The sequence below is a fragment of the Microbacterium cucumeris genome, assembly GCF_058349845.2.
Genome location: NZ_JBYRIZ020000001.1, coordinates 362,743 through 386,683 on the forward strand (window position 1 = coordinate 362,743; position 23,941 = coordinate 386,683).

Genomic DNA, 23,941 nt, shown 5'->3' on the forward strand with positions numbered 1-23,941 from the left:
ATGCCGCATCCCGCCCCGCCGACGCGCCCGCGCGCGCTCCTGCCGCTGTGGCTGGCCGTCCCGGTCGCCGCCGCGGCCGGATGGCTCATGGATCTGTCCTACCCGGAGGTGGGAGCATGGATCCTCGCCTTCCCGGCCGTCGGGCTGCTGCTCGTCGCGCTGATCGGACGTCGCGCCGGCGGCGCGCTGCTGGTCGGTCTGGTGTACGGCGCGGTGTTCTTCCTCCTGCTCGTGTCCTGGACCTCGCGCTATCTGGGACCGATCCCGTGGGTCGCCCTCGCGGGTCTCGAGGCGCTGCTGACCGCCATCGCGGTGATCCCGATCGCGCTGGCCTACCGCTGGATGCCTCGCGCCTTCCCCGGCACGGTCGCACGCCTGGTGGCGCTGCCGGCCACCGTGGGGGCGCTCTGGGTCGGTCGAGAGCTGCTGCTGGGCACCTTGCCGTACGGCGGCTTCCCCTGGGCGCGGATCGGCATGAGCCAGTCAGAGAGCCCGCTGGCGCCGCTCGCCTCGTGGGTCGGCGTGAGCGGACTGAGCTTCCTCATCGTGTTCGTCGTGGCGATGCTCGTCGAGGTCATCCGGCTGCGTCTGTGGCGCAGGCCTGTGCGGCTCCTGGCACCGGTCGCGCTGATCGCGGTGCTGCTCCTGGTCCCGGCGTTCCCCACGACGGCGGCCGGCGACCTGAGGATCGGCGCCGTCCAGGGCAACGGCCCCACCGGATACTTCGATGTGCGCGAGCCGTATTCGGTGATCGACGCTCAGACCGATGCATCACGACCGCTGTACGGCGAGGACATCGACCTGCTCGTGTGGCCGGAGGGATCGGTCGACGGCGACCCCTTCCAGAGCGCGAGTCTCGCCCGGCGGATGACCCTCGTGGCAAACCGCGCCGACGCACCGCTGCTCGCGAACGCCGCCACCGAGCGCGACGGGCAGTACTTCAACACCTCGATGCTGTGGCAGCAGGACGGCACTGCCGCGCAGACCCACGACAAGCGGCATCCGGTGCCCTTCGGCGAGTACGTGCCGGACCGCGCCTTCTACAACGCGATCGTGCCGGATCTGATCGGCCTGCTGCAACGCGAGTACACGCCGGGAACGAACCCGCCGATCATGGACGTCGACGGCGTCGCGATCGGACTGGCGATCTGCTTCGACGTGATCTACGACGACGTGATCCGTGAAGGAGTGACCCGGGGAGCGCAGGTGCTCGTCTTCCAGACCAACAACGCCGACTTCCGCGGGACCGACGAGAACCTCCAGCAGCTGGCGTTCGCCCGGATGCGGGCGATCGAGACGGGGCGCTCGGTGGTGAACATCTCCACGGTAGGGACGAGCCAGATCATCCGACCGGACGGTTCCACCGTCTCGTTCCTGGACGCCGATGAGGCCGGAGCCATGCTCGAGGATGTCGAGCTGCGCTCCGGCCTCACGGCAGGGGTCGTCCTGGGGCCCTGGGTGCAGCAGGTGCTGCTGTGGGGTGGGCTCGCGGCGCTCGTGTTCGGGTGGTGGAGCGCACGCCGACGCGCTTAGGCGCCGATCTTCTCGCGGGTGGGGTCCTCACCCGCGCCACGACGGGCCCGGAGGAATGCGAGGCGCTCCTCCAGGAGCTCCTCGAGTTCGGCGCGCGTACGGCGCTCCATCAGCATGTCCCAGTGGGTGCGTGCGGCCTTCTCGTCGTTCTCCTCGAGCGTGACGGACTTGCCGTCGACCTGCAGCAGGGCGTCGGCGCCGCACGAGCGGCACTCCCACGTCTGCGGGGGCTCGGCATCCGCCGCGAACATCAGGGTCGTGACGTGTCCGCACGCGTCACAGGTGTAGGTGGTCTCACGGCGCTCCATGAACACGACGCCCTCTTCGCTCTGTAGGCTCTGGGCGCCGAGTCGGATGCCGCGCAGGCTGCGATCTGCCATTGTGTGGTCCTCTCGTCGCTCTCAGGTATAACGCTCGGACCTGTGCGCTTACTCCACGGCGGTGATTCCTCGGCGCTTTTCACAGTGGAATCCCAGCCGTCCGTGCTTCACGCGGAGCTCAGGGCTCTGACGGCGACATCTGCCTTGTCGGTGACGATGCCGTCGGCGCCTGCGTCGACCAGCCGCCGCATGTCCGCCGCATCGTTCACGGTCCAGACGTGGACCTCGACACCGGCCCGGTGCGCGGCGCGGACGAGAGACGGGACGAAGACCCGGATAGGGCCCTGCCGCTCCGGGATCTGCACCGCGTCGACGCCGTCCAGGAGACGGCGGGGAAGGAAGCGGACTGCGGCGAGCAGGCGCAGCGCGATGATCGTGCGGCGCCCCGCGGACACCGCCGGACGCAGCTCGGCTCCGGCGGCGAGGGCCGCCTCCACGGCACGCCGCCGACGCGCGTCCGAGAAGCTCGTGAGCAGCACCCGATGCGCGTGCGGGGCGACGACGGCGCCGAGCGGCTTCGCCGCCGCGTCCGTCTTGACGTCGATGTTGAACCGCGTCTCGGGGAACCCGGTGAGAGCCTCGGCGACCGTCATCAGCCCGCCGTGCGGCGCGAGGAGCTCCGCGAGCTCCCGTGTGCGCACCTCGGCGACGGGGCGCGGGTCGCCGAACAGCCGCTCGAGAGTCTCGTCGTGGAACAGCACCGCGTCGCCGTCGGCGGTGACCCGGCAGTCGGTCTCGATGTACGCGGCACCGGCCGCGTGCGCCGCGGCGAACGCAGCCGCCGTGTTCTCCCACACATCCGCGCCCTCGTCCGCCGACGGCAGACCGCGATGAGCGAGGACTCGCGGGTGAGGTGTGCCGGTGAAGTACGGGTGGGTCACGCGCCGGGCGTGCTCGACGGCGGCGGACCCTGGCGCGGAGTGAACGCGCTGCCGATGCCCTTGAGCGCCTCGGTGAGCTCGCTCGGGACGATCCACAGCTTGCTCGACGGGCTCTCGCTGATCTTCGGCAGCATCTGAAGGTACTGGTAGGCGAGGAGCTTGTCGTCCGGGCGGCCCTGGTGGATGGCGTCGAAGACGTTCTGAATGGCCTCCGCCTCACCCTGGGCGCGCAGCACCGCGGCCTGCTTGTCACCCTCGGCCTGGAGGATCGCGGCCTGACGCTGACCCTCGGCCTCGAGGATCTGGGACTGCTTGGATCCCTCGGCGGTGAGGATCGCGGCGCGCCGATCCCGCTCGGCGCGCATCTGCTTCTCCATCGAGTCCTGGATCGAGATGGGCGGGTCGATCGCCTTCAGTTCGACGCGGCCGACGCGGATGCCCCACTTTCCGGTCGCCTCGTCGAGGACGACGCGGAGCTGGCCGTTGATGTTGTCGCGGCTGGTCAGCGCCTCCTCGAGGTTCAGTCCGCCGACGACGTTCCGCAGCGTCGTCGTGGTCAGCTGCTCGACGGCACCGAGGTAGTTCGCGATCTCGTAGGTCGCCGCGCGGGCGTCCGTGACCTGGAAGTACACGACCGTGTCGATCGAGACGACGAGGTTGTCCTCCGTGATCACGGGCTGCGGCGGGAACGAGACGACCTGCTCGCGCATGTCGATCAGCGGCCGGAGACGGTCGATGAACGGAACCAGGATGTTCAGACCGGGAGTGAGCGTCTTGTGGTACCGGCCGAGTCGTTCGACGATGCCGGCGGTGGCCTGCGGGATGATCCGGATCGATCGCGCGACCGTCACCACCACGAAGATGATGACGGCGATCGCGAGGATCCATCCGATCGCGGCCGGGATGAACGAGTCGTCCACTGTCACTCCTACTGTTCGATTGCGGGACGTACGACGGCGATCGCACCGTTGATGGCACTCACGATCACGGGGGATCCCTGCGGGATCGGCGTCGTGCTCGCGCTCCGGGCCGTCCAGGTGTCACCGTTGGCGAGCTTCGCCTGTCCGGTGATCTGCGTGATGTCCGACAGCGCGACGCCGCGCAGGTCGATCAACGCCTCGACGTTGGATTTCACGGGGTCCTCGCCGCGATGCAGTCGTCTGAGCAGCGGCGGGCGCAGGAAGAGGATGAACAGGGCTGCGGCGAGAGCGGCCGCCAGCACCTGGACCCACACGGGCACTCCCACGAGGTCGGTGACCAGACCGACCGTGCTTCCGAGCGCGAGCATCAGGAAGGTGAAGTCGAGCGAGAGCATCTCGATCACGAGGAAGGTCGCGATCAGGACCAGCCAGCCGATCCAGGCCCACTGGTCCACCAGTTCGACGAACGTGGAGAAACCGTCCATGCGCCCACCCTCCTTCGCCGTCAACCTATCACGCGAGGTGACGGGGGAGGGGAGGGCGCGATTGGTAGGCTGGACCGGCCGCGCGAACGCGGCTGCCCTCGCATCACAAGGAGTCATCGTGACCGACGTTCTGCCCGCAGGTTCTCTCACCGGCAAGGTCGCGCTCGTGACCGGCTCGTCGCGCGGCATCGGCGCAGACACCGTCCGCTACTTCGCCGAGGCAGGGGCCGATGTCGTCATCAACTTCCGCAACAAGGCGCCCCGCGCCGAGAAGCTCGCGGCCTCGCTGCGCGAACTCGGCAGGCGTGCGCTGGTAGTGGGGGCGGACCTCACGGACCCGGCATCCGTCGCCGACATGTTCGAGAAGGTCCGCGCCGAGTTCGGCCGCCTCGACATCCTCGTCCTGAACGCCTCGGGCGGGATGGAGTCGGGCATGGCCGAGGACTACGCGCTGCTGCTGAACCGGGACGCGCAGCTGAGCGTGCTGAACGCCGCGCTGCCGCTGCTGGGCGAGGGATCGCGCGTCGTGTTCGTGACGAGCCATCAGGCCCACTTCATCCGCACCACCCCGACGATGCCGGAGTACGAGCCCGTCGCGCTCTCCAAGCGCGCGGGTGAAGATGCGCTGCGCGAGCTCATCCCGTCGCTCGCCGAGAAGGGGATCGGGTTCACGATCGTCTCCGGCGACATGATCGAGGGCACCATCACGGCGACGCTGCTCGAACGCGCGAACCCCGGCGCCATCTCGGCGCGTCGTGAGGACGCCGGCAAGCTCTACAACGTCGCCGAGTTCGCGGCGGAGGTCGCTCGCGCGGCCCTGGACCCGGTGCCCGCCGACAACACTCGCCTCGTCGGCGACACATCCTCTTTCATCGCGGAGTGAGGATCAACGAAGGGCCCCGCCTGCAACGCAGACGGGGCCCTTCGGGCGAGCGGGCGACTCAGCTGAGCTCGGTCCTCAGCTCCTCGGTGATCTCCGTGGCGTCCTTGCCGATCGTGATGGCGCGGATGATCTGGACGATGCCGATGACGATGAGCGTGATGCCGAGGATCCACCACAGCACGAGTGCGGCGAACAGCGGCGAGAAGATCACGACCAGACCGCCGATGATGCTGATGATCGCGTAGGTGATCGTCCAGCCCTTGGATGCTGCCTGATTGAGCAGCGTGAGCGAGACGATGCCGTCGACGATCCAGCTGACGCCGATGAAGATCACGACGATGACCGCGAGGACCGCTGTCGTCGCCGCGATGTTCGCGAACGCGACGACGCCCGCGACGATGTAGAGCAGTCCGAGCACGACGTGGCCGACTCGCGCCCATCCGCCCTTCGTCGCGGAGAACAGACCGAGTCCGATGTACACCAGACCGGCGATCACGAGGTAGAGGGCGAGGATCCAGGTGAGGACGCCGGCGGACTTGCCCGGCCAGACCAGCAGAAGGATGCCGACGACGAGCGCGATCACGCCGGAGACGGCGAGGGCGACGCGGAGGGACGTGAAGGCGGATTTTGCTTCGGATGTTGCGTCCGACATGATGTGTGCCTTTCTGAGAAGAACCTGTGAAGGTCGTGCCTCAGCGTAGCGCTCCCACGCGGCACGGGGGAGAGGCGCACGCCTGTGCCGTCATCTTCCTTCACGCGAGGTCATGGCACGGTGTCGGCGGCTCGTGGAAGGATCGTGTCGTGGACGACGCGGAGGAACGACGACGGCGAGAGCTCGTCCTGATGCGCCGTGTGCGCGACCGGATCGATCGCGAGTACGCACGGCCGCTGGATGTCGAGTCGCTGGCGCGCGGCGTCCACATGTCCTCGGGGCATGTGAGCCGGCTGTTCAAGCAGACCTACGGCGAATCGCCGTATTCGTATCTCATGACCCGCCGCATCGAGCGCGCCATGGCGCTGCTGCGACGCGGAGACCTCACCGTGACCGAGGTCTGCTTCGCGGTGGGCTGCTCGTCGCTGGGCACCTTCAGCACGCGCTTCACCGAGCTCGTCGGCGTGCCGCCGAGCCGATATGCAGCTGAGGCGCCGGATGTCTCCGGCATCCCGAACTTCCATCTCAAGCAGGTCGCCAGACCGATCAGGAATCAAGAAGCGGCGCGCCGTCCTGCGCTTCTAGGGTGAAGGCATGAACATCACGATCCATTACGCGTTCCTGCCGCACACGGACGCCGAGGCCGCCCTCGGCTTCTATCGCGACGCCCTCGGATTCGAGGTCCGCAACGACGTCGGCTACGAGGGCCTGCGCTGGCTCACCGTCGGACCGGTCGGACAGCCGGAGACCTCCGTCGTCCTGCATCCGCCCGCGACCGACCCCGGCATCACCGAGGAGGAGCGTCAGACGATCCTCGGGCTGATCGCCAAGGGCAGCTATGCGGCGCTCACCCTCGCCGTCGACGACGTCGACGCCCTGTTCGAGCATCTCGCCGGAACCGGAGCGGACGTCGTGCAGGAGCCCATGGACCAGCCCTACGGCGTGCGGGACTGCGCCTTCCGCGATCCCGCGGGCAACCTCCTCCGTATCAATCAGGCCGCCTGACCAGAAGGACATCGATGACCGACCAGCTCCATGCCGCAGACGCGCACGACCTGATCCGCGTGCGGGGTGCACGCGAAAACAACCTCAGGGACGTCAGCGTCGATATCCCGAAGCGCCGGCTCAGTGTGTTCACCGGCGTGTCCGGATCCGGCAAGAGCTCGCTGGTGTTCGACACGATCGCCGCTGAATCGCGCCGCCTGATCGACGAGACGTACAGCGCCTTCGTCCAGGGGTTCATGCCCTCGGTTCCGCGGCCCGACGTGGATGTACTGGAGGGGCTGACGACCGCGATCATCGTGGACCAGGAGCGCCTGGGTGCGAACCCGCGTTCGACCGTCGGGACCGTCACGGATGCGAACGCCATGCTGCGGATCCTGTTCAGCAAACTGGGCCGGCCGCACATCGGCGGTCCGACGGCCTTCTCGTTCAACATCCCGACCCAGAAGGCCAGCGGCGTCATGACCGGCCCCGGCGGCGAGAAGAAGATCGTCAAGGATGCGATCTACCTCGGCGGAATGTGCCCTCGTTGCGAGGGCAGGGGAGCGGTGTCCGATCTGGACCTCGCGCAGATCGTCGACGAGTCGAAGTCGCTCGACGAGGGCGCGATCATGGTGCCGGGGTACACGGCCGACGGCTGGATGGTGAAGGGCTTCTCGCAGTCCGGCTTCTACCCGCCGGACAAACCCATCGCGGAGTTCAGCGAGAAGCAGCGTCACCTGTTCCTCTACGGGGAGGTGACCAAGGTCAAGATCAGCGGGATCAACATGACCTACGAGGGGCTCATCCCGAAGATCACGAAGGCCATGCTGTCCAAGGACCTCGACGCGCTGCAGCCCCACATCCGCGCGTTCGTCGAGCGGGTCGCGACGTTTAAGACCTGTCCGGAATGCGACGGCACGCGTCTGACGGAGGGCGCCCGATCGTCCCTGATCGACGGGATCAGCATCGCCGACGCGTGTCGTATGCAGGTCACCGACCTGGCGGCGTGGATCCGCGGACTGGATCTACCCGAGGCCGGCCCGCTGCTCGGGGCCCTGCGCGTGAACCTCGATGCCTTCGTGACGCTCGGCCTCGGCTACCTGAGCCTGGAGCGGCCGAGCGGCACTCTGAGCGGGGGAGAGGCGCAGCGGATCAAGATGCTCCGCCACCTCGGCTCCTCGCTGACGGACGTCACGTACGTGTTCGACGAGCCCACGATCGGTCTGCATCCGCATGACATCCAGCGCATGAACTCGCTGCTGCTGCAGCTGCGCGACAAGGGGAACACAGTGCTCGTGGTCGAGCACAAGCCGGAGACGATCGCGATCGCGGATCACGTGGTGGACCTCGGGCCCGGAGCCGGGCATGCCGGCGGGACCATCTGCTTCGAGGGCACGATCGAGGGGTTGCGCGCGAGCGGCACGCTGACCGGCACTCATCTCGACGACCGCGCAGCCCTGAAGGATGCCGTGCGCGAGCGCACCGGGGTGATCGAGGTCCGCGGTGCCGACGCCAACAACCTGCAGAACGTGGATGTCGACATCCCGACCGGCGTGCTCACGGTCGTGACCGGCGTGGCGGGTTCCGGGAAGAGCTCGCTGATCCACGGATCGGTCACGCCGCGTGAGGGCGTCATCGCGATCGACCAGGGCGCGGTCAAGGGATCGCGCCGCAGCAACCCCGCGACCTACACCGGACTGCTGGAGCCGATCCGCAAGGCGTTCGCAAAGGCCAACGGCGTCAAGCCCGCCCTGTTCAGCGCGAACTCCGAAGGTGCGTGTCCGACGTGCAAGGGCTCGGGTGTCATCATCACCGAGCTCGGCTTCATGGACACGATCGAGACGCCGTGCGAGGACTGCGGGGGAAAGCGGTTCCAGGCCGCGGTGCTGGACTACAAGCTCGGCGGCAAGGACATCACCGAGGTACTCGACCTTCCGGTGGCCGAGGCGCGGGAGTTCTTCTCATCGGGGGAGGCGAAGATCCCGGCCGCCATGGCGATCCTCGGTCGTCTCGAGGACGTCGGCCTCGGCTATCTCTCGCTCGGGCAGCCGCTGTCGACGCTGTCCGGCGGGGAGCGGCAGCGCGTCAAGCTGGCGATCCAGATGGGGGAGAAGGGGGACGTGTACGTCCTCGACGAGCCGACCACGGGTCTTCATCTGGCCGATGTGCAGACGATCCTCGGGCTGCTGGACCGGCTGGTGGATGCCGGGAAGACCGTGATCGTGATCGAGCATCACCAGGCGGTGATGGCTCACGCCGACTGGATCATCGACATAGGCCCCGGCGCCGGGCACGACGGCGGCCGAGTGGTGTACGAGGGGACACCCGCCGATCTCGTTGCCGACAGGTCGACGCTCACCGGCCAGCACCTGGCGGAGTACGTCGCGTGATCGGAAGCGTTCGGCTCAGTCGCGACGCGCGACGATCGTGTACGTGCAGGGCACGAGATCGCGTTCGGCCTCCGGCCAGGCAAAGCCGCCCTCGACCTCGACCATGCGGGGGCTGAAGCGCCAGGGGAGCACCCGACCCTCGTCGAAGTGGAGCAGGCGCAGACCGGAGCGCAGGAGCGCGCCGAGGATCTCCGACAGGGGATGCGGCCACTCGTAGGTGCGGGGATGTGCCACGGTGCCGGATCCGGCGTACGTGGAGTCGTCGTCCCAGAGCTGCGCGCGGCCGTCGCCGAAGTAGGGGTACCGGGTCGTCAGCTCCGCGGCGTTCTCGTCCAACGCGTACAGTGCGGGATGTCCGTCCCGGATGAAGAAGGTTCCGCCCGGTCGCAGCAGGGCATGGACCTGTGCGGCCCAGCGGTCGAGATCGTCGAGCCAGGTGATCGTGCCGATGCTGGTGTAGACGACGTCGAAGTCGCCGGGGACGGCGGTGCGCGCATCCAGGACGTCGCTCTCGATCCACGTCACGTCCGCGCCGGATCGCTCGGCGAAACGCGCCGCCGTCTCCAGCGCGGAGCGCGAGAAGTCGACACCCGTGACGCGCGCTCCGGCGCGCGCGAGCGACACGGTGTCCGTCCCGATGTGGCACTGCAGATGGCAGACGTCCAGGCCCGCAAGGTCATCCTGCTCAAGGAACGAGCGGAGGACCGGAAGATCGTGCCGGACGACGTCGCTGAGGTGGTCAGGGTCGTCGAAACGTTCGAGGCCATACGACTTCTCGTGCAGCGCGACGCGATCCTCCCAGTTCTCCAGATTGGCCTGGCGCGCGGCCTCCCAGTCGATCTCGACGTTCACGCCGTTCGCGGTCGCCGGTCGATCGTCGAGGTCGACGGGAAAGAGCTCCGTGCGCGCGATGACCCGGTCACGCTCGTCGGCCAGCTCCTGGCGGCGCGGATCCGCGAGGAAGGCGTTGAGAGCGTCCTGGTCGGGAAACGTGTAGATCTGGACCTCGTGCGGACTGTCCGAACCGCCGTCGCCGAACGCACGCTGCACGAGTTCGGCGCCGTGCGAGCCGAGCAGCCCGATCACGGCATCCTCGTAGGTCTTCATGTCGGCGACCCGGCCGTCGCGCGCCCAGAGCAGACAACAGAATGACACGGCGCGAGAACGGGGCATCTTTCGATCATGCCAGGTGGATGGGCTGTGCTGATGAGCTGGCCGGCCTGGCGGAGATGCGCGTGCTCAGTGGCATCTGCTTTATCCGATAATGCACATTATGTCAGCTCGTATCGTGACCGATCGCCCGGCTGCTCCCCTGGCACGGACGGCCTCAGGAGGCCGCCCCGCCGTCCCATCAGGATTCCGGCGCCGTCCTGCATCGCGGACTTGACTGTCGCTGTGGTTCCGCGTGCTGGCTACCTGTCAGACGTTCGCGAGTTGGGATCGGCCCCGATCAGCCTGATCGCGAACTCCGTCTCTGCTTCGTCATCGTTGGTGACGAACACCTCATACGGACGGCCCTTGTTGTGGTCAGCAACCCACTCGATGACGTCGAAGATGTCGCGCGCATCGTAGAGATGCCAGGCTTCCAGGTTCCAGGCGTGGCCCGGGGCAGGTTCGTGCCAGATGTTCACTCGATATAGAGGACGCTCGATCGGGAAGGACGACGTGCTCACGTCGCAAGCTGCGGCTCTCACTCCACAACCATAGGTGCTCCTCCCCTGCCTCTCGCTCAGAGCCGGCGAACCATCATCAGCGAGCGACCATGGACGCTCTCGCCGACGACGACCCCGCCGTCTTCGAACCCGAGCTTCTCCAGCACCCGGAGAGACGCGGCGTTCCAGTCCCAGACACTCGCCCGGATCCGGTGGTAGCCGGCCTGACGCGCCCACCCCAGAACTGCCGCGCCGGCCTCGGTCGCGTAACCGCGGTTGTGCTCGGCCCGGAGGATCTCGAACGCCAGTTCGGGTTCCTCCGGATTCCCCTTCCCCGCGACGACCAGGCCGCAGTATCCGATCACGGCGGATGTCTCTCGTCGCTCCATGGTGAGCAGGCCCGGCCCGGGACCGCTGCCGCGGTCGCGGATCTGCCGGACGATGTCATCGACGGTCGGGTGGCCAGAGGGGGCGATGCGCCGGTGAGGCGGAACGCGTTCATCCCGCTCCGTCCACAATTGGCGGAACACGGCAGCGTCGGACTCATGCTGACGTCGCAGCAGCAGACGCTCCGTGTCCATGGCGTCGAGCGCAGCATCCGAGAGCATGGGCCGATTCTGGCACGACGAGCCAGGAGAACGGCCGGTGATCCTCCCTCGCGGAGGCCTACTGCTCGGGAGCTTCCTGCAGGGCGCGGACCTCGATGCGGCACTGCAGCGCGGTCGACGCCTGCGTCGCCCAGTCGACGGCTGCCGCGTCATCGGCCGCCTCGATCACCCAGAAGCCTCCGACGTACGACTCCGCGGCGACGAACGGCTCCTCGAGCACGGTCGTCTGCCCGGATGACGCGTCGACCGTCTTCGCGGTGGAGGGCGGGTTGAGGCCGCCGGCGAACAGGAAAGCGCCGGCGTCCTTCAGGGCGGTGTTGAACGCGTCGACGGCGGTGATCACGGCCGCGAACTCGGCCGGGTCGAACTCCTGCATCGATTCCATCGTCGGCTCGGTGGCGGTGTCGTGTGGCACGGTCAGGAAGTACTGAGTCATGATCGATCCTTTCGTCCGGGGACCCGATGTCCCCTCTCACCTCTACGTCGAACGATCGAACCGGATATCGACACCGGACCCGAATCGATCACGAATCCGCTCTGTAGCGGGCCAGGAACAGGTCGACGGCGCCGTCGACACTCGGGGTGTCGTCGTCCTCCGTGCCCAGCATCCGGGCGTTCAACGGCGCGCCGATCACGAGCCAGGTGAACTGCTCGGCCGCCTCTTCGGGATCGTCGAGCCGCAGACGCCCGGCGTCCGCGAGATCCCCCAACGCGTGCGCGAGGTTGCGGATGTTGCTCCGCCAGCTCTGATCCAGGTACATTCCGGCGACGTCGGGGTGACTGTCGGCTTCGGCCGTCACCAGCTTCCGCATGGCCATGACCGGCGGGCTCAGGATGCCGCGACGCATCGTCTGCGCCAAGTCGATGAGGCCGGACCTCGTGTCCGCACTCCCCCGCAGCTCGTCTAGCGCGGGACGCATCGCATCCCGTCCAGCGGCCGCCCAGTTCTCGACCGCCGTCCAGATCGGCTCGGTCGCAGTGCGCAGCCTGATCGCAGCCTGCCTCGTCGCCGGCCTGATGCTGGCCGCACCGTGGCACGGTCCCGCCTCCGGTGCCCTGCTCGGCCTCAGCCTTTCGGCTCTGCCGTTGATCCTGCTGATGGGCGGTGTCGTGCATGAGAACACCGGTCTGGACGTGGCGGGCATCCACCTGCTCGACTGGGTCGTCAAGCTCGTCCTGATCGGGACCATCATCGGAATCTTCGTCTAGCGAGAACGAACAGGAGAACTGAGATGAGCACTCCCACTCCCCTCGACATCACCTTCACCGCGACGCTGGGAAAGGTGCGCGAAGGCGACACCTGGACCTGCGTCCAACTCCCCGAATCAGCACGCATCTTCGGCACACGCGGGCTGGTGAAGGTGGCCGGCACCGTCGACGGCGAGCCGTTCCGTGGCGCCTTTATGGCACTCGGTGACGGAACGCACAAGCTCCCCATCGCCGCAGCCGTCCGCAAGCGGATCGGTCGCACCGACGGCGACGAGGTGACCGTGCACCTCACGCAGCGCCTGAACTGATCGTCGCGGCCCAGCGTGCGCCCGTAGGCTGAGGACGTGCTGATCTGGATCAACGGCGCGTTCGGTGCAGGAAAGACGCACACCGCCTTCGAACTCCTGCGACGCATTCCCGGTGCGCACGTCGCGGACCCGGAGCTGATCGGCTTCGCGCTGCACCGGATGCAGCCGCCCGCGTCACGGCGTGACTTCCAGGATCTTCCGCAATGGCGTTCGTCGGTCGTGGAGACGCTGCATCAGGTCGAGCGCGCGCATCCGGGCCCGGTGATCGTGCCCATGACCATCGTCGAGACCGACTACTTCGAGGAGATGATCGGCGGTCTGCGCGTACGTGGGGTCGATGTCCGTCACTACGCGCTGCAGGCCCGGCCCGATACGCTTCGGGAACGCCTCAGCACGCGCATCGCCTTCCTCCGCACCGGAGCGAGACGCGAGACCTGGGCCATGCAGCAGATTCCGCGCTGCGTGGCCGCTCTGCGGCAGGAGTCCTTCGCCACGCACGTTCCGACCGATGACCGGACCACGGATCAGGTCGTCGAATGGATCGCTCGGGATGCCGGTCTCGTGCTCGAACGGCCGCGGCTGAGCCGGTGGCGATACCAGTTTCGGCGGCTGGGCGTCGGCATCCAGCACATCCGGTGAGGACGCGATCAGACCGGCCTGACGCCCGCGCACACGTGGAAGGCGTTGTGATCCATGAGCAGCCCGTCGCGATCGACCAGCGGAGCGAGTTCGGCACGGAGGCGTTCGTCGAATTCACCGATCCGCTCCCCCAGGACCGCCGGCGACGCGAACGACATCGAATGCAACAGCCCGATCACACTGTCGACGGTGCGCGTGCGGCGGATCGGCAGCGTCTGCACCGTGATGCCTGTGAATCCGGCATCCCGGAGATCCTCGTCGTACCCGCGCTCGGGTCGACGGTACGTCCCGGTGCCGGCGCGGCGCTGCTCCCCCAGCATGTCCTGCACCACTTCCCTCGTGCGATCCTTCCACTCGTCCCCGCCCGCCCAGATGCTCTGGTCGCCGAACACCGCCAGCGTCGCGCCCGGGTCCATATGGGCGATGATCCGCGACAGGAACACCGGTCGATCGAACCAGTGGAATGCCCGGCAGACGGTCACGAGATGAGCCGTCCACTCCGCCTCCAGCGGAATGTCCTCGGCGAACGCTTCGAGGAATCGCACCGGCTCACCGTCGTGCTCCTCCCGCGCGACGGCGAGCAGGTCGTGGTCCGGGTCGACCCCGACCGCCTCGTCGAAATACGGCAGGAGGGCGCGGATGACGAAGCCGGTCCCCGTGCCGACATCGAGCAGGCGCCGAGGAGACCCGCTGGGGGCAGCGTCGCTGAGAAGCCGCGCGATGTCCTCGGGAACACCGGAGCGGTGGCGGCGATAGTACTCGGCGGTGGACGCGAACAGGCTCACGGACCGACGCTACCGGACCCGTGCGGCCGGTGACGTAGTCTGGCGCGGTGAGACCACCCCTGCCACCGCCCCGGCCGGCCCCGTCGTTCCCGCCGATCTCGCTGCCGCTCGATGACGAGCGCACCGTCGGGGGCCTGACCGCTGCGGACATCGCCGCGCTGACGGAGGCGATGACCGACCCGGAACTGCGGCGCTGGCTTCCCGTGCCGCACCCCTACACGCGTGATCATGCGATGAGCTGGGTGGCCACGTCGGAAGAGCTCCGCAGGTCCGGTCGCGGGCTCGTGCTCGCAGTGCGCGAAGCGGAGAGGCTGGTCGCCGGCATCGACGCGAAGCGCGTCGACTGGCGCGCGCGCACGCTCGAGCTGAGCTACTGGACCGCCCCGGGGCATCGCGGTCGAGGGATCATGGCTGCGGCAGTGCGCACCGTCGCCGAGGCGCTGATGCGCGATCTCGGCTTCGAACGGATCGAGTTGCGCATCGCACCCGAGAACGCGGCCTCCCTGCGCACCGCCGCGCGTGCCGGCTTCCTCCGGGAGGGGATCGCTCGCAACGCCGGATTCACGGATGCCGGACGCGTCGACCTCGTGACCCACTCCCTTATCCCGGCGGACCTGACATGAGCGGCGAGGTCCGCGTGTCCGTGTGGAGCGGGGACGCCGAGGAACTCGCGCGAGCCGCCGAGCTCTACGGACAGGTCTTCGCCGAACCGCCGTATCACGAGGACGCCGCGGCGGGCCGAGTCTCGTTCGCGGAACGCGTCCACCGCTACGCCGAGACCAAACCGGACTTCCGCCTGCTCCTCGCCCATGACGACGACGAGATCGTGGGGCTGGCCCTGGGAACCGGCATCGCGGCCGGCGACTGGTGGCGCGACCGCATCGTCGGGGTGCTGCCCCCCGAGACGCAGCGGCGCTGGCTGGGCGACGCCTGCTTCTCCGTCGCGGAACTGGCCGTCGCCGCTGCGCATCGGCGCGCAGGTGTCGCGGGGCGCCTCATGGCGGCGATCCTGGTCGATCTCCCGTACGAGACGGCCGTGCTCGGCTGTTATGCCGACGCGACGGCGGCGCGGCGCTTCTACGGATCGCTCGGATGGCGCGAGATCGCTGTTGACATGCGCATCGGCGCCGCCCCGCCGGTCTGCCTGCTCGCGCGGGAACTCCCGTGAGCGAGGAGTAGCGTAGGAGAGTGCGCTCGATCCCCGTCTCCCCCGCTTCCACGCCGGGATGGCGGGCCTGGCTGATCTGGTCGGTCGGCGTCGCCGCCTACGTGCTCGCGATCACCAACCGCACCTCCCTCGGCGCGGTCGGGGTCGACGCGGCCGAGCGCTTCCAGGCCGACGCATCGACACTCTCGCTGTTCGCCGTCGTCCAGCTCGCCGTCTACGGCGGCATGCAGATCCCCATCGGCCTGCTGCTCGACCGGTACGGATCCCGCCCGATCATCACGATCGGCATGGTGCTGATGGCTGCAGGTCAGCTCGTCATGGCGATCTCCCCGAGCATCGGCATCGCCTTGATCGCGCGCATCCTGTTGGGCGCAGGAGACGCGGCCGTGTTCCCGGCCGTGCTGCGTCTCGTGGCGACCTGGTTCCCGGCCCAGCGCGGGCCGGTGATGGTCCAGTTCACCGGACTCATCGGGCAGGCCGGGCAGCTGATCGCCCTCATCCCGCTCGCCGCGCTGCTGCATGCGACGACGTGGTCGATCACTTTCGGCAGCATCGCCGGACTCGGCATCCTCTTCGCCGTCCTCGTGTTCGTGGTGATCCGGAACCACCCGCCCGAGCGCGACGCCGACGTCAGCGTCGACACTGACACCGGCGTGATCCGGGTCGTCACAAGTGCCATCGACACCGGCGTCGGCATCCGCGCGGCCTGGGCGCATCCGGGCACCCGGCTGGCGTTCTGGTCGCACTTCACGACCCCGTTCGCGGGAACCGCGTTCGTGATCCTGTGGGGGATGCCGTTCCTCACGGCGGGAGAAGGGCTCTCCACCGCGCAGGCCGCGGCGATCATCTCGGTGTATGTCGTCGCGGGCATGATCCTCGGCCCGCTCATCGGCGAGCTGTCGAGACGAATCCCGAACCATCGCTCGCTGGCGCTCGTGATCCCCGCCGTCGCCGCCCAGATGCTGGCCTGGATCGTCGTGATCCTGTTGCCGGGTCCGGCGCCGACCTGGCTGCTCTATGTGCTCGCGATCGCGCTCGCTACGGGCGGCCCCGCCTCGATGATCGCGTTCGACCACGCCCGCACCCACAACCCGTCGCACCGGCTGAGCACGGCGACCGGCGTCACGAACGCGGGCGGCTTCATCGCCGCCCTCATCGCGATCTTCCTGATCGGGCTGGCCCTCGACCTGCAGGGTGCGGGCACGCCGGACACGTACTCGCTCGACGCCTTCCGGATCGCCTTCCTCGCGCAGGTGCCGCTGTGGCTGATCGGCGCGACCTTCATCGTCATCGAGCGGAAGCGCACGCGCATCCGCATCGGCCTCGACCCGGAACGGAGACGCCCATGACCTACACGTTCGCGCAGGACGACGCGCGCATAGACCGAGCCCGGGTGCACTCCTGGCTGAGCGAGCAGTCCTACTGGGCGACCGGCCGAGCCCGCGCGACCCAGGACGCCGCGATCGACGCGTCACGCAACTACGGCGTCTGGGACGACGAGAGCGGCGCACAGGTCGCTTACGCGCGCGTGGTGACGGATGGCGTCACCTTCGCATGGCTGTGCGACGTCTTCGTGGACGGTTCCGCGCGCGGAGCGGGTGTCGGGAAGATGGTCGTCGCGGGCATCATCGCGGACCTCGAGCCCCTCGGTCTGAGACGGATGCTGCTCGCCACCGCGGACGCGCACGGGCTGTACGCCCAGTACGGTTTCGAGAACCCGGACGACCCGAAGCGCTACATGGTGCGCGCGATGTCCTGAGGTCCCCGCCGTCCCGAGATCAGAGCGTTCCCGCGTCGTCCGAACGCGTCGAACGGCGCGACACGTGCTCCCCCGCAACGGGGTCGGTCTCGGTGCGCGTCACGACGTCCGTGCGACGGCGCCGAGCCATCAGGATCAGTCCGACGACGAACAGGATGGCTCCCGCTCCCATCAGGATGTAGCCGATCATGTCGAGGTCTGCCCACTCGACCTCGGCGTTGATCGCGAAGGCGAGGATCGCGCCGATGACGAACAGCACGACTCCGGTTCCGATGCTCATGAGTACTCCTTCCGGGCCCGTTTCGACGCGGCTGCGTCGGATGCCCAGAGTCCCCGGCCGCGGAGTGCGGCGCCAGGGGGTTGACACGAGCGCAGATCGTCAGCGCCGCGGCGTCCAGCCGACCGGTCGTGCCCCCTCGACCGCGGCGCGCTCCCGATCCGCGCGCGCGGACCAGCCCTGCGCCTCGCCCACGGCGTCGAACCCGCCACGCGCCAGACGCATGCCGACATCGGCATGATGCATGCGGGGCGCTCCCCCACGACGCACCGAGGCGCGGACGCTCCACGCGTCGTCGTCGAACCCGCCGCCGCGGAACACGCGGTAGTCGTCGTAGCGAGCGGGATCGAGCAGGTCCCAGCACCATTCCCATACGTTTCCGAGCGTGTCGAACAGACCGTTCAGGTTCGGCAGCCTGCCTCCGACGTCCTGGGGATGGCGGAGGCGGTCGGCACTCGTCCAGGCCACGTCGGCGAGCGGTCCGTACTGCGGACCGGTCGAGCCGGCACGGCACGCGTGCTCCCACTCGGCTTCGGTCGGCAGCCGGTACCCGTCGCTGTCGACGTGCCAGGTCACCTCTTCGCCCTCGAAGGAGTATGCGGGGTCGAGTCCCTCCCATTCGGAGGCCGCATTGCAGAACCGCACCGCGCGCAGCCAGCTGAGGTCCGCGGCAGGACGGCGTGGATGCTGGGCGGCGATGCCGAGGACCTCGGCGAACTGCTCCTCGGTCACGGCGAAGACGCCGATTTCGAACTCCTCGAGCACGACCTGCCGCCGTTCCCCGCGGCGGGCATCGTGCAGGGTGACGGTGCCCGCCGGGATGCGGGCGAGCTCGAAGTCGGTCACGTCGAGGCCGCCGTGCGCTCCGGCATCCGGACGGCGAACACCCGCATGAAGTACTGGCAGAGCGGTCCCACCAGCAGAGCGAAGGCGAGAGTTCCGACTCCGACGTTCCCGCCGAGGAGCCATCCGATCGCCACGACAGTCACCTCGATCGCCGTGCGGACGATCCAGATGCGCCAGCCCGTGACGCGATGCAGTCCCGTCATCAGACCGTCCCGCGGTCCCGGACCGAACTGAGCTCCGATGTAGAGGCCGGTGGCCGCCGCGAGGAGGATGAGACCCGCCGCGAAGAACACGATGCGAAGCCACAGGTCCTGCTCGGCCGGGATCAGGGCCAGGCCGACATCCGCGGCGGGACCGACGAGCAGTGCATTCAGAACCGTTCCGATGCCCGGCTTCTGACGGAGCGGGATCCACAGCAGCAGCACCACGATGCTCGTGAGGATCGTGATGACGCCGAAGCTGAGCGGCACGTGGTTCGCGATGCCCTGTGTGAGGACGTCCCATGGCGCCGCGCCGATCTCGCCGCGCACGATGAACGCGATTCCGATGCCGTACAGGAACAGGCCGACGAGCAGCTGGCCGACCCTGCGCGGCCGGCGCCGGCCGCGCAGCGGCCTCATCGCGGCACCAGCTCGATCCAGGCGGGATGCTTCGGCTCCCGCCCGTCTCCCGACGACGTCCGGGTGACGCGGCGCTTGACCCACGGCCCGACGTGCTCCCGGTAATACGCGAAGCCGGAGGGCCCGGCCGGTGGGAACGCCGTCGGCGACCACCACGCGGACGGAGGCTCGAAGCCCAGCCCGTGCAGCACGCGGGCGGCCACGCGGTGGTGCCCTGCCGCATTCATGTGGAGCCGGTCGGCCGACCAGTACGGCGGTGTGGAGAGCTCGCGGTCGGGCCAGTTGAGCGCACGGACGACGTCCGGGCGGTCCTGGACGCGTCGCAGCACCGCCGCGGAGAGCTCATCGCCGCGGCGCTGCACGAGGGATCCCATCGGAAGCTGTCCGGAGGGATTCGCGCCGGACAGCAGGATGAGCGTGACACCCTCTTCGTCGCAGCGTCGCAGCACGCGCGAGAACGCGTCCGCGATGTGCTCGACGTCGGTGCGAGGACGGAGCATGTCGTTGCCGCCGCCGTTGAAGGAGAGGTGCGTCGGTCGCAGCGCCAGTGCCGGCTCGAGCTGCTGCTCGACGATGGGCCAGGCGAGCTTGCCGCGGATCGCCAGGTTCGCGTACTGGATCGGCTGACCGGAGGCATCCGCCCAGCCCTGCGCCGCGATGTCCGCCCAGCCGCGCACGCGCCCGTCCGGAAGCTCGTCTCCGACTCCCTCGGTGAACGAGTCGCCGATCGCCACGAATCTCACTGCACTCACCGCACCAGCCTATTGCTCGCCGGGTCGGCGGAGGTCAGCGGTCGTCGAGCGCCTGCCCGCGGCGATCGACCAGCCCCCACACGGCGACGGCTGCCACGACGAAGACCGCGGCGAACACCACGAACAGCAGGGGTGCTCCGCCGGCGACGAGCAGGACCGGGACCAGCAGCGGCGCGATGATCGAGGCGATCCGCCCCACGCCGGCAGCCCAACCCGAGCCCGTGCCGCGCAAGGAGGTGGGATAGATCTCCGGCGTCACGGCGTACAGCGCGCCCCACGCGCCGAGGTTGAAGAAGGACAGTGCCATCCCCGTGGCGATGATCGCCCCGTCCCCCGTCGCGGTGCCGAAGAGCACGGCGGAGACGGCGGAGCCCGCGAGGAACACGGACAGCGTGATGCGCCGGCCCCAGACCTCGATCAGCCACGCGGCGACCGCGTAGCCGGGAAGCTGGGCGAGCGTGATCAACAGCGTGAAGCCGAACGAGCGCACGAGGTCGTACCCCGCGTCGACCAGGATGCTGGGAATCCAGATGAAGGCGCCGTAGTACGCGAAGTTGACACAGAACCAGACGAGCCAGATGCACACCGTGCGCACGCGGAACTCCGTGTTCCAGAGCGTGCTCAACCGAGCCCGCGCGGTCACGGCCAGCGCACGCGACGGAGGCTCTTTGCGAATGGCCGGCGGCGTGATGATGCCGGCGTCCGTCTCGAACGCCGCGACGACGCGTTCGGCCTCGGCGATGCGGCCGCGACCGGCGAGCCATCGGGGCGACTCCGGCAGGCCCCAGCGCACGAGGAGCGCGTAGACAGCGGGGATCGCGCCGATGGCGAACGCCCATCGCCAACCGTCCTCGGATGCCGGGATGACGAAGTACCCGATCAGCGCCGCCGCGGTCCACCCCACAGCCCAGAACGCCTCCAGGATCACGATCAGCCGGCCCCGGATACGGCTCGGTGCGAACTCGCTCACGTAGGTGGAGGCGACCGGGAGCTCGGCGCCCAGGCCGAGTCCGACGAAGAAGCGCAGCACCAGCAGGGCCGCGACTCCGCCGACCAGGGCGCTCGCCCCCGTGGCTGCGCCGTAGACGAGCAGCGTCAGGGCGAACACCTGCCGTCGGCCGAACCGATCCGCGAGCAGGCCGCCCAGGCTCGCTCCGAGCGCCATGCCGATGAAGCCGACGGACGCGATCCAGCCCGTCTCGGTCTTGCTGAGATCCCACTGCTGCGCGAGCGCTGCGATGATGAACGAGATCAGTCCGACGTCCATGGCGTCCAGCGCCCAGCCCGCACCGGAACCCGTCAGCACCTTGAGGTGACGGCGGGTGAACGGGAGATGATCGAGGCGATCCGCGAGGGAGGCGCGACTCGGCAGCGTGTCAGCCATGTCCTTCATCGTAGGGCCGCTCCGGCACGGGATCCGGCATCAGTCCTCGGCGAGCAGCTCGCGCACCCGAGGGATCACCACGGTCCCGTACAGCTCGATGCTGCGCATCATCTGCTCGTGGGCCAGTGTCCCCGTGGCGTACTTCAGGTCGAACCGGCCGAGTCCGAGGGTGCGGACGGTGTCGGCGATCTTCTGCGCGACGCGCTCGGGCGAGCCCGCGTAGATCGCGCCGGCGGGACCGACGTCGTTCTGGAAGCGCGCTCGGCTGTACGGCGGCCAGCCGCGTTCGGCCCCGATGGTGTTGTTCATCGCCTCGAAACCCTCGTACGCCGCGTCCCAGGCCTCCTCGTCGGTGGGCGCGACATGCCCTGGTGAGTGCACGGCGATCGGATGCGCGGTCGTCCCGAAGCTCGCGGTCGAGCGGTGATAGAGATCGACGAACGGGCGGAAGCGCTCCGCGGGACCGCCGATGATCGCGAGCATGAGCCCGAGTCCGTGGCGCGCCACGCGCACGACCGACTCCGGGCTGCCGCCCACACCGACCCAGGTGCGCAGACCCGTCTCGGTCTTCGGGAAGACGTCGGCGTTCTCGAGCGCGGGACGCATGGTTCCGGACCACGTCACGGGCTGCTCCTTGAGAAGTTCCACGAACAGCTCGAGCTTCTCCTCGAAGAGTGCTTCGTAGTCGCGCAGATCGAAGCCGAACAGCGGGAAGGACTCGATGAAGGACCCGCGGCCGAGCACGACCTCGGCACGCCCACCGGACACCGCATCCAGCGTCGCGAACCGTTCGTACACGCGCACCGGGTCGTCGGAGGACAGGACCGTGACCGCCGTGCCGAGGCGGATCCGCTCGGTCCGCGAGGCGATCGCGGCGAGCACCATCTCGGGAGCGGAGACCGCGAACTCCTTGCGATGGTGCTCGCCCACGCCGAAGAAGTCCACGCCGACGCGATCGGCGAGCTCGGCCTGCGCCACGATGTCGCGGATGGTCTGCGCCGCGGAGACGAGGTTTCCGTCCGCGTCGCGGGTGATGTCGCCGAAGGTGTCCAGCCCGAATTCGATGTTCATGTCAGCCTTTCGTATTCAGGTGAATGAACCATGTCGACGTTCGCCGCATTCCCGGCGCCGGCCGCGTCAGCCCAGCAGCGCCGTCCGCAGGGTGTCGAGACCGACGCCGCCCAGGTCGAGAGCGCGCTTGTGGAACCGCTTGATGTCGAACCCGTCGCCCTCGCGGATCCGACAGGCGTCGCGCACCTGCTCCCAGATGCGCTGACCGACCTTGTACGAGGGTGCCTGCCCTGGCCAGCCGAGATAGCGGTTGACCTCGAACTGCACGAACTCGTCGGACATGTTCACGTTCCGCCGCATGAACTCGAGTGCGTGATCGGCGTCCCAGACGCCCGAACCGTCCAGGCGGGGCTTCTGCAGGTGCACGCCGATGTCCAGGACGACTCGCGCGGCGCGCATGCGCTGCCCGTCCAGCATCCCGAGTCGGTCGGCGGGATCGTCGAGGTAGCCGAGTTGCTGCATGAGCAGCTCGGCGTACAGCGCCCAGCCCTCCGCGTGACCCGAGGTCCCCGCCAGCAGCCGCCGCCAGGAATTGAGCTGCTCGCGGTTGTAGACGGCCTGCGCGATCTGCAGATGGTGTCCGGGGACGCCCTCGTGGTACACCGTGGTGAGCTCGCGCCAGGTGTCGAACTCGGTGACGCCCTCGGGTACGGACCACCACATCCGGCCGGGACGCGAGAAGTCGTCGGTGGGGCCGGTGTAGTAGATGCCGCCCTCCTGGGTGGGAGCGATCATGCACTCCAGGGTGCGGATCTCCTCGGGGATGTCGAAGTGCGTGGCTCCGAGCTCGGACACGGCACGGTCGCTGGTCTCCTGCATCCACCGCTGCAGCGCCTCGGTGCCGTGGAGTTTGCGGGCGGGGTCCGCCTCGAGATGCGCCACGGCCTCCTCGACCGTGGCACCGGGAAGGATCTCGTTCGCGATCGCGGTCTGCTCGTCGACCATGCGGCGCAGTTCCTCGATCCCCCACTCGTACGTCTCGTCGAGGTCGATCGTGGCGCCGAGGAAGCGTCGGGAGTTCAGCGCGTACAGTTCGCGGCCCACGGCGTCGGTGTCCGTCGCGGACGCCGCCAGAGTGCCGGCCAGGAAGGAGCGCAGTTCGTCGTAGGCGACGCGCGCTGCCGAGGCGTTGTCGGCGAGGGTGCGCGCGAGCGAGGCCGGCAGCTCGCCCTCGGCAGGGGCGGCATCCGCGACGAAGGCCGCGAAGAAGCCGTCGTCGGCCGTGTAGCGCTCGATCTGCGTCGCGACCTCGACGGCCTGGCGGCGGGCGGGCACCGTACCGCGTCCGATCCCTTCGCGCAGCGTGGCGGTGTATCCCTGCAGGGCCGCGGGGATCGCGGCGAGACGCGTGGCGATGACCTCCCAGTCCTCGGCAGTCGCGGTGGGCATCAGATCGAAGACCGAGCGGATGTCCTGCGGCGCCGAGGCGATGACGTTGAGGTCGCGCAGATGCCACTGGGCATCGTGCAGCTCCAGCTCGAGGCGCAGTTCACTGCCCAGATCGGCCTTCGTGACGGCGTCGACCTCATCCACGGGCTCGATCGCGTCGAGCTTCGCAAGCGTGCGCCGCACCTCCGAGGCGTACTGCTCCTGGCCGTCGGGACTGAGGTCGGCGAAACGGTCGTTCGCGTCGTTACGGCCGATGTAGGTCCCCAGCGTCGGAGCCAGACGGACGAGGTCGTCGACCCATTCCTCGGCGACCTGGTCGATCGCGGTGGGTGTGCGCGCAGAGTTGGTCATCGCTCCAGGGTACTG

30 protein-coding genes are annotated in these 23,941 nt (G+C 68.7%); 12 read left to right on the top strand and 18 right to left on the bottom strand.

Annotation, left to right across the window (positions count from 1 at the left end; all coding sequences use genetic code 11):
* Positions 1-1,533 carry an apolipoprotein N-acyltransferase gene (lnt, locus tag AC3RXZ_RS01805; RefSeq protein ID WP_491493000.1) on the top strand — a complete coding sequence of 511 codons (1,533 nt, stop codon included), beginning with the start codon at positions 1-3 and terminating at the stop codon, positions 1,531-1,533.
* Here lnt and AC3RXZ_RS01810 read toward each other — a convergent pair.
* From AC3RXZ_RS01810 to AC3RXZ_RS01825, 4 genes are all read right to left on the bottom strand, one after another.
* On the bottom strand, positions 1,530-1,913 hold the full coding sequence (locus AC3RXZ_RS01810) for an RNA polymerase-binding protein RbpA (RefSeq protein WP_243225725.1): 384 nt from the start codon (positions 1,911-1,913) through the stop codon (positions 1,530-1,532). The two genes, lnt and AC3RXZ_RS01810, sit on opposite strands and share 4 nt — an antisense overlap.
* A 107-nt stretch (positions 1,914-2,020) precedes the next feature.
* Positions 2,021-2,794 (bottom strand): glycerophosphodiester phosphodiesterase family protein, encoded by a 774-nt coding sequence (locus AC3RXZ_RS01815; protein ID WP_491493001.1) that lies wholly within the window; start codon positions 2,792-2,794, stop codon positions 2,021-2,023.
* Complete coding sequence (locus AC3RXZ_RS01820) at positions 2,791-3,714, bottom strand: SPFH domain-containing protein (protein WP_243225723.1); 924 nt, start codon at positions 3,712-3,714, stop codon at positions 2,791-2,793. Before AC3RXZ_RS01820 ends, AC3RXZ_RS01815 begins: the two co-directional genes overlap by 4 nt.
* An 8-nt stretch (positions 3,715-3,722) precedes the next feature.
* The gene (locus AC3RXZ_RS01825; RefSeq protein WP_243225722.1) at positions 3,723-4,199 is read right to left on the bottom strand and encodes an NfeD family protein; all 477 of its coding nucleotides are present in this window, start codon (positions 4,197-4,199) and stop codon (positions 3,723-3,725) included.
* 118 nt (positions 4,200-4,317) lie between these two features.
* Between AC3RXZ_RS01825 and AC3RXZ_RS01830 the strand changes: the two genes are divergently transcribed.
* Positions 4,318-5,082: an SDR family oxidoreductase gene (locus tag AC3RXZ_RS01830; protein ID WP_243225721.1), complete on the top strand. Its 765-nt coding sequence runs from the start codon at positions 4,318-4,320 to the stop codon at positions 5,080-5,082.
* 58 nt (positions 5,083-5,140) lie between these two features.
* Here AC3RXZ_RS01830 and AC3RXZ_RS01835 read toward each other — a convergent pair whose 3' ends face one another.
* Positions 5,141-5,734, bottom strand: a complete 594-nt coding sequence (locus tag AC3RXZ_RS01835; protein ID WP_243225720.1) for an HdeD family acid-resistance protein — start codon at positions 5,732-5,734, stop codon at positions 5,141-5,143.
* 191 nt (positions 5,735-5,925) lie between these two features.
* Here AC3RXZ_RS01835 and AC3RXZ_RS01840 point away from each other — a divergent pair, with 191 nt between their 5' ends.
* The 3 genes from AC3RXZ_RS01840 to AC3RXZ_RS01850 are packed head-to-tail and all read left to right on the top strand — an operon-like array spanning position 5,926 to position 9,108.
* Positions 5,926-6,324: a helix-turn-helix transcriptional regulator gene (locus AC3RXZ_RS01840; protein WP_491493489.1), complete on the top strand. Its 399-nt coding sequence runs from the start codon at positions 5,926-5,928 to the stop codon at positions 6,322-6,324.
* A gap of 4 nt (positions 6,325-6,328) precedes the next feature.
* Positions 6,329-6,739 (top strand): VOC family protein, encoded by a 411-nt coding sequence (locus AC3RXZ_RS01845; RefSeq protein WP_243225719.1) that lies wholly within the window; start codon positions 6,329-6,331, stop codon positions 6,737-6,739.
* A gap of 14 nt (positions 6,740-6,753) precedes the next feature.
* Positions 6,754-9,108, top strand: a complete 2,355-nt coding sequence (locus tag AC3RXZ_RS01850; protein ID WP_491493002.1) for an ATP-binding cassette domain-containing protein — start codon at positions 6,754-6,756, stop codon at positions 9,106-9,108.
* A gap of 15 nt (positions 9,109-9,123) precedes the next feature.
* Here AC3RXZ_RS01850 and AC3RXZ_RS01855 read toward each other — a convergent pair whose 3' ends face one another.
* From AC3RXZ_RS01855 to AC3RXZ_RS01875, 5 genes are all read right to left on the bottom strand, one after another.
* Positions 9,124-10,281: a class I SAM-dependent methyltransferase gene (locus AC3RXZ_RS01855; RefSeq protein WP_491493003.1), complete on the bottom strand. Its 1,158-nt coding sequence runs from the start codon at positions 10,279-10,281 to the stop codon at positions 9,124-9,126.
* Between the two features lie 239 nt (positions 10,282-10,520).
* Positions 10,521-10,739, bottom strand: coding sequence for a hypothetical protein (locus tag AC3RXZ_RS01860; protein WP_498265577.1), 219 nt, complete (start codon positions 10,737-10,739; stop codon positions 10,521-10,523).
* 98 nt (positions 10,740-10,837) lie between these two features.
* Positions 10,838-11,368: a GNAT family N-acetyltransferase gene (locus tag AC3RXZ_RS01865; RefSeq protein WP_491493005.1), complete on the bottom strand. Its 531-nt coding sequence runs from the start codon at positions 11,366-11,368 to the stop codon at positions 10,838-10,840.
* A gap of 58 nt (positions 11,369-11,426) precedes the next feature.
* A complete protein-coding gene (locus AC3RXZ_RS01870) occupies positions 11,427-11,804 on the bottom strand; it encodes a YciI family protein (protein ID WP_491493006.1) in 378 nt (125 codons plus the stop codon).
* 88 nt (positions 11,805-11,892) lie between these two features.
* Entirely contained in the window at positions 11,893-12,288 is a 396-nt protein-coding gene (locus AC3RXZ_RS01875; RefSeq protein ID WP_498265578.1) for a TetR/AcrR family transcriptional regulator C-terminal domain-containing protein, read from the bottom strand.
* Between AC3RXZ_RS01875 and AC3RXZ_RS01880 the strand changes: the two genes are divergently transcribed.
* Genes AC3RXZ_RS01880 through AC3RXZ_RS01890 form a run of 3 tightly spaced genes read left to right on the top strand, consistent with a single transcriptional unit; the run spans position 12,248 to position 13,524 of the window.
* The gene (locus tag AC3RXZ_RS01880) at positions 12,248-12,577 is read left to right on the top strand and encodes a DUF1761 family protein (RefSeq protein ID WP_498265579.1); all 330 of its coding nucleotides are present in this window, start codon (positions 12,248-12,250) and stop codon (positions 12,575-12,577) included. The two genes, AC3RXZ_RS01875 and AC3RXZ_RS01880, sit on opposite strands and share 41 nt — an antisense overlap.
* A gap of 23 nt (positions 12,578-12,600) precedes the next feature.
* The gene (locus AC3RXZ_RS01885) at positions 12,601-12,885 is read left to right on the top strand and encodes a DUF1905 domain-containing protein (protein WP_243225708.1); all 285 of its coding nucleotides are present in this window, start codon (positions 12,601-12,603) and stop codon (positions 12,883-12,885) included.
* A 36-nt stretch (positions 12,886-12,921) separates the two neighbouring features.
* Positions 12,922-13,524: an AAA family ATPase gene (locus AC3RXZ_RS01890; protein ID WP_243225706.1), complete on the top strand. Its 603-nt coding sequence runs from the start codon at positions 12,922-12,924 to the stop codon at positions 13,522-13,524.
* A gap of 8 nt (positions 13,525-13,532) precedes the next feature.
* Here the strand turns inward: AC3RXZ_RS01890 and AC3RXZ_RS01895 are convergent, their stop codons facing one another.
* Positions 13,533-14,309 carry a class I SAM-dependent methyltransferase gene (locus tag AC3RXZ_RS01895; protein ID WP_491493009.1) on the bottom strand — a complete coding sequence of 259 codons (777 nt, stop codon included), beginning with the start codon at positions 14,307-14,309 and terminating at the stop codon, positions 13,533-13,535.
* 47 nt (positions 14,310-14,356) lie between these two features.
* Between AC3RXZ_RS01895 and AC3RXZ_RS01900 the strand changes: the two genes are divergently transcribed.
* The 4 genes from AC3RXZ_RS01900 to AC3RXZ_RS01915 are packed head-to-tail and all read left to right on the top strand — an operon-like array spanning position 14,357 to position 17,236.
* Positions 14,357-14,932 (top strand): GNAT family N-acetyltransferase, encoded by a 576-nt coding sequence (locus AC3RXZ_RS01900; protein ID WP_491493010.1) that lies wholly within the window; start codon positions 14,357-14,359, stop codon positions 14,930-14,932.
* Positions 14,929-15,477: a GNAT family N-acetyltransferase gene (locus tag AC3RXZ_RS01905; protein ID WP_491493011.1), complete on the top strand. Its 549-nt coding sequence runs from the start codon at positions 14,929-14,931 to the stop codon at positions 15,475-15,477. The genes AC3RXZ_RS01900 and AC3RXZ_RS01905 overlap by 4 nt, the downstream gene beginning before the upstream one ends.
* 20 nt (positions 15,478-15,497) lie before the next feature.
* Positions 15,498-16,826, top strand: coding sequence for an MFS transporter (locus tag AC3RXZ_RS01910; protein WP_491493012.1), 1,329 nt, complete (start codon positions 15,498-15,500; stop codon positions 16,824-16,826).
* Positions 16,823-17,236: a GNAT family N-acetyltransferase gene (locus tag AC3RXZ_RS01915; protein ID WP_491493013.1), complete on the top strand. Its 414-nt coding sequence runs from the start codon at positions 16,823-16,825 to the stop codon at positions 17,234-17,236. The genes AC3RXZ_RS01910 and AC3RXZ_RS01915 overlap by 4 nt, the downstream gene beginning before the upstream one ends.
* Before the next feature lie 19 nt (positions 17,237-17,255).
* Here the strand turns inward: AC3RXZ_RS01915 and AC3RXZ_RS01920 are convergent, their stop codons facing one another.
* The 7 genes from AC3RXZ_RS01920 to AC3RXZ_RS01950 form a co-directional block, all read right to left on the bottom strand.
* The gene (locus AC3RXZ_RS01920; RefSeq protein ID WP_491493014.1) at positions 17,256-17,516 is read right to left on the bottom strand and encodes a DUF6458 family protein; all 261 of its coding nucleotides are present in this window, start codon (positions 17,514-17,516) and stop codon (positions 17,256-17,258) included.
* A 99-nt stretch (positions 17,517-17,615) separates the two neighbouring features.
* A complete protein-coding gene (locus AC3RXZ_RS01925; protein ID WP_491493015.1) occupies positions 17,616-18,359 on the bottom strand; it encodes a formylglycine-generating enzyme family protein in 744 nt (247 codons plus the stop codon).
* Positions 18,356-18,979 (bottom strand): membrane protein YczE, encoded by a 624-nt coding sequence (gene yczE / locus AC3RXZ_RS01930; RefSeq protein ID WP_491493016.1) that lies wholly within the window; start codon positions 18,977-18,979, stop codon positions 18,356-18,358. The genes AC3RXZ_RS01925 and yczE overlap by 4 nt, the downstream gene beginning before the upstream one ends.
* Entirely contained in the window at positions 18,976-19,731 is a 756-nt protein-coding gene (locus AC3RXZ_RS01935; protein ID WP_243225694.1) for an SGNH/GDSL hydrolase family protein, read from the bottom strand. The genes yczE and AC3RXZ_RS01935 overlap by 4 nt, the downstream gene beginning before the upstream one ends.
* A gap of 34 nt (positions 19,732-19,765) precedes the next feature.
* Positions 19,766-21,115 (bottom strand): MFS transporter, encoded by a 1,350-nt coding sequence (locus AC3RXZ_RS01940; RefSeq protein ID WP_491493017.1) that lies wholly within the window; start codon positions 21,113-21,115, stop codon positions 19,766-19,768.
* Positions 21,116-21,154: 39 nt separating this feature from the next.
* A complete protein-coding gene (locus tag AC3RXZ_RS01945; protein ID WP_491493018.1) occupies positions 21,155-22,186 on the bottom strand; it encodes an LLM class flavin-dependent oxidoreductase in 1,032 nt (343 codons plus the stop codon).
* A 66-nt stretch (positions 22,187-22,252) separates the two neighbouring features.
* Positions 22,253-23,926, bottom strand: a complete 1,674-nt coding sequence (locus tag AC3RXZ_RS01950; protein WP_491493019.1) for a DUF885 domain-containing protein — start codon at positions 23,924-23,926, stop codon at positions 22,253-22,255.
* Between the last annotated feature and the right edge of the window lie 15 nt (positions 23,927-23,941).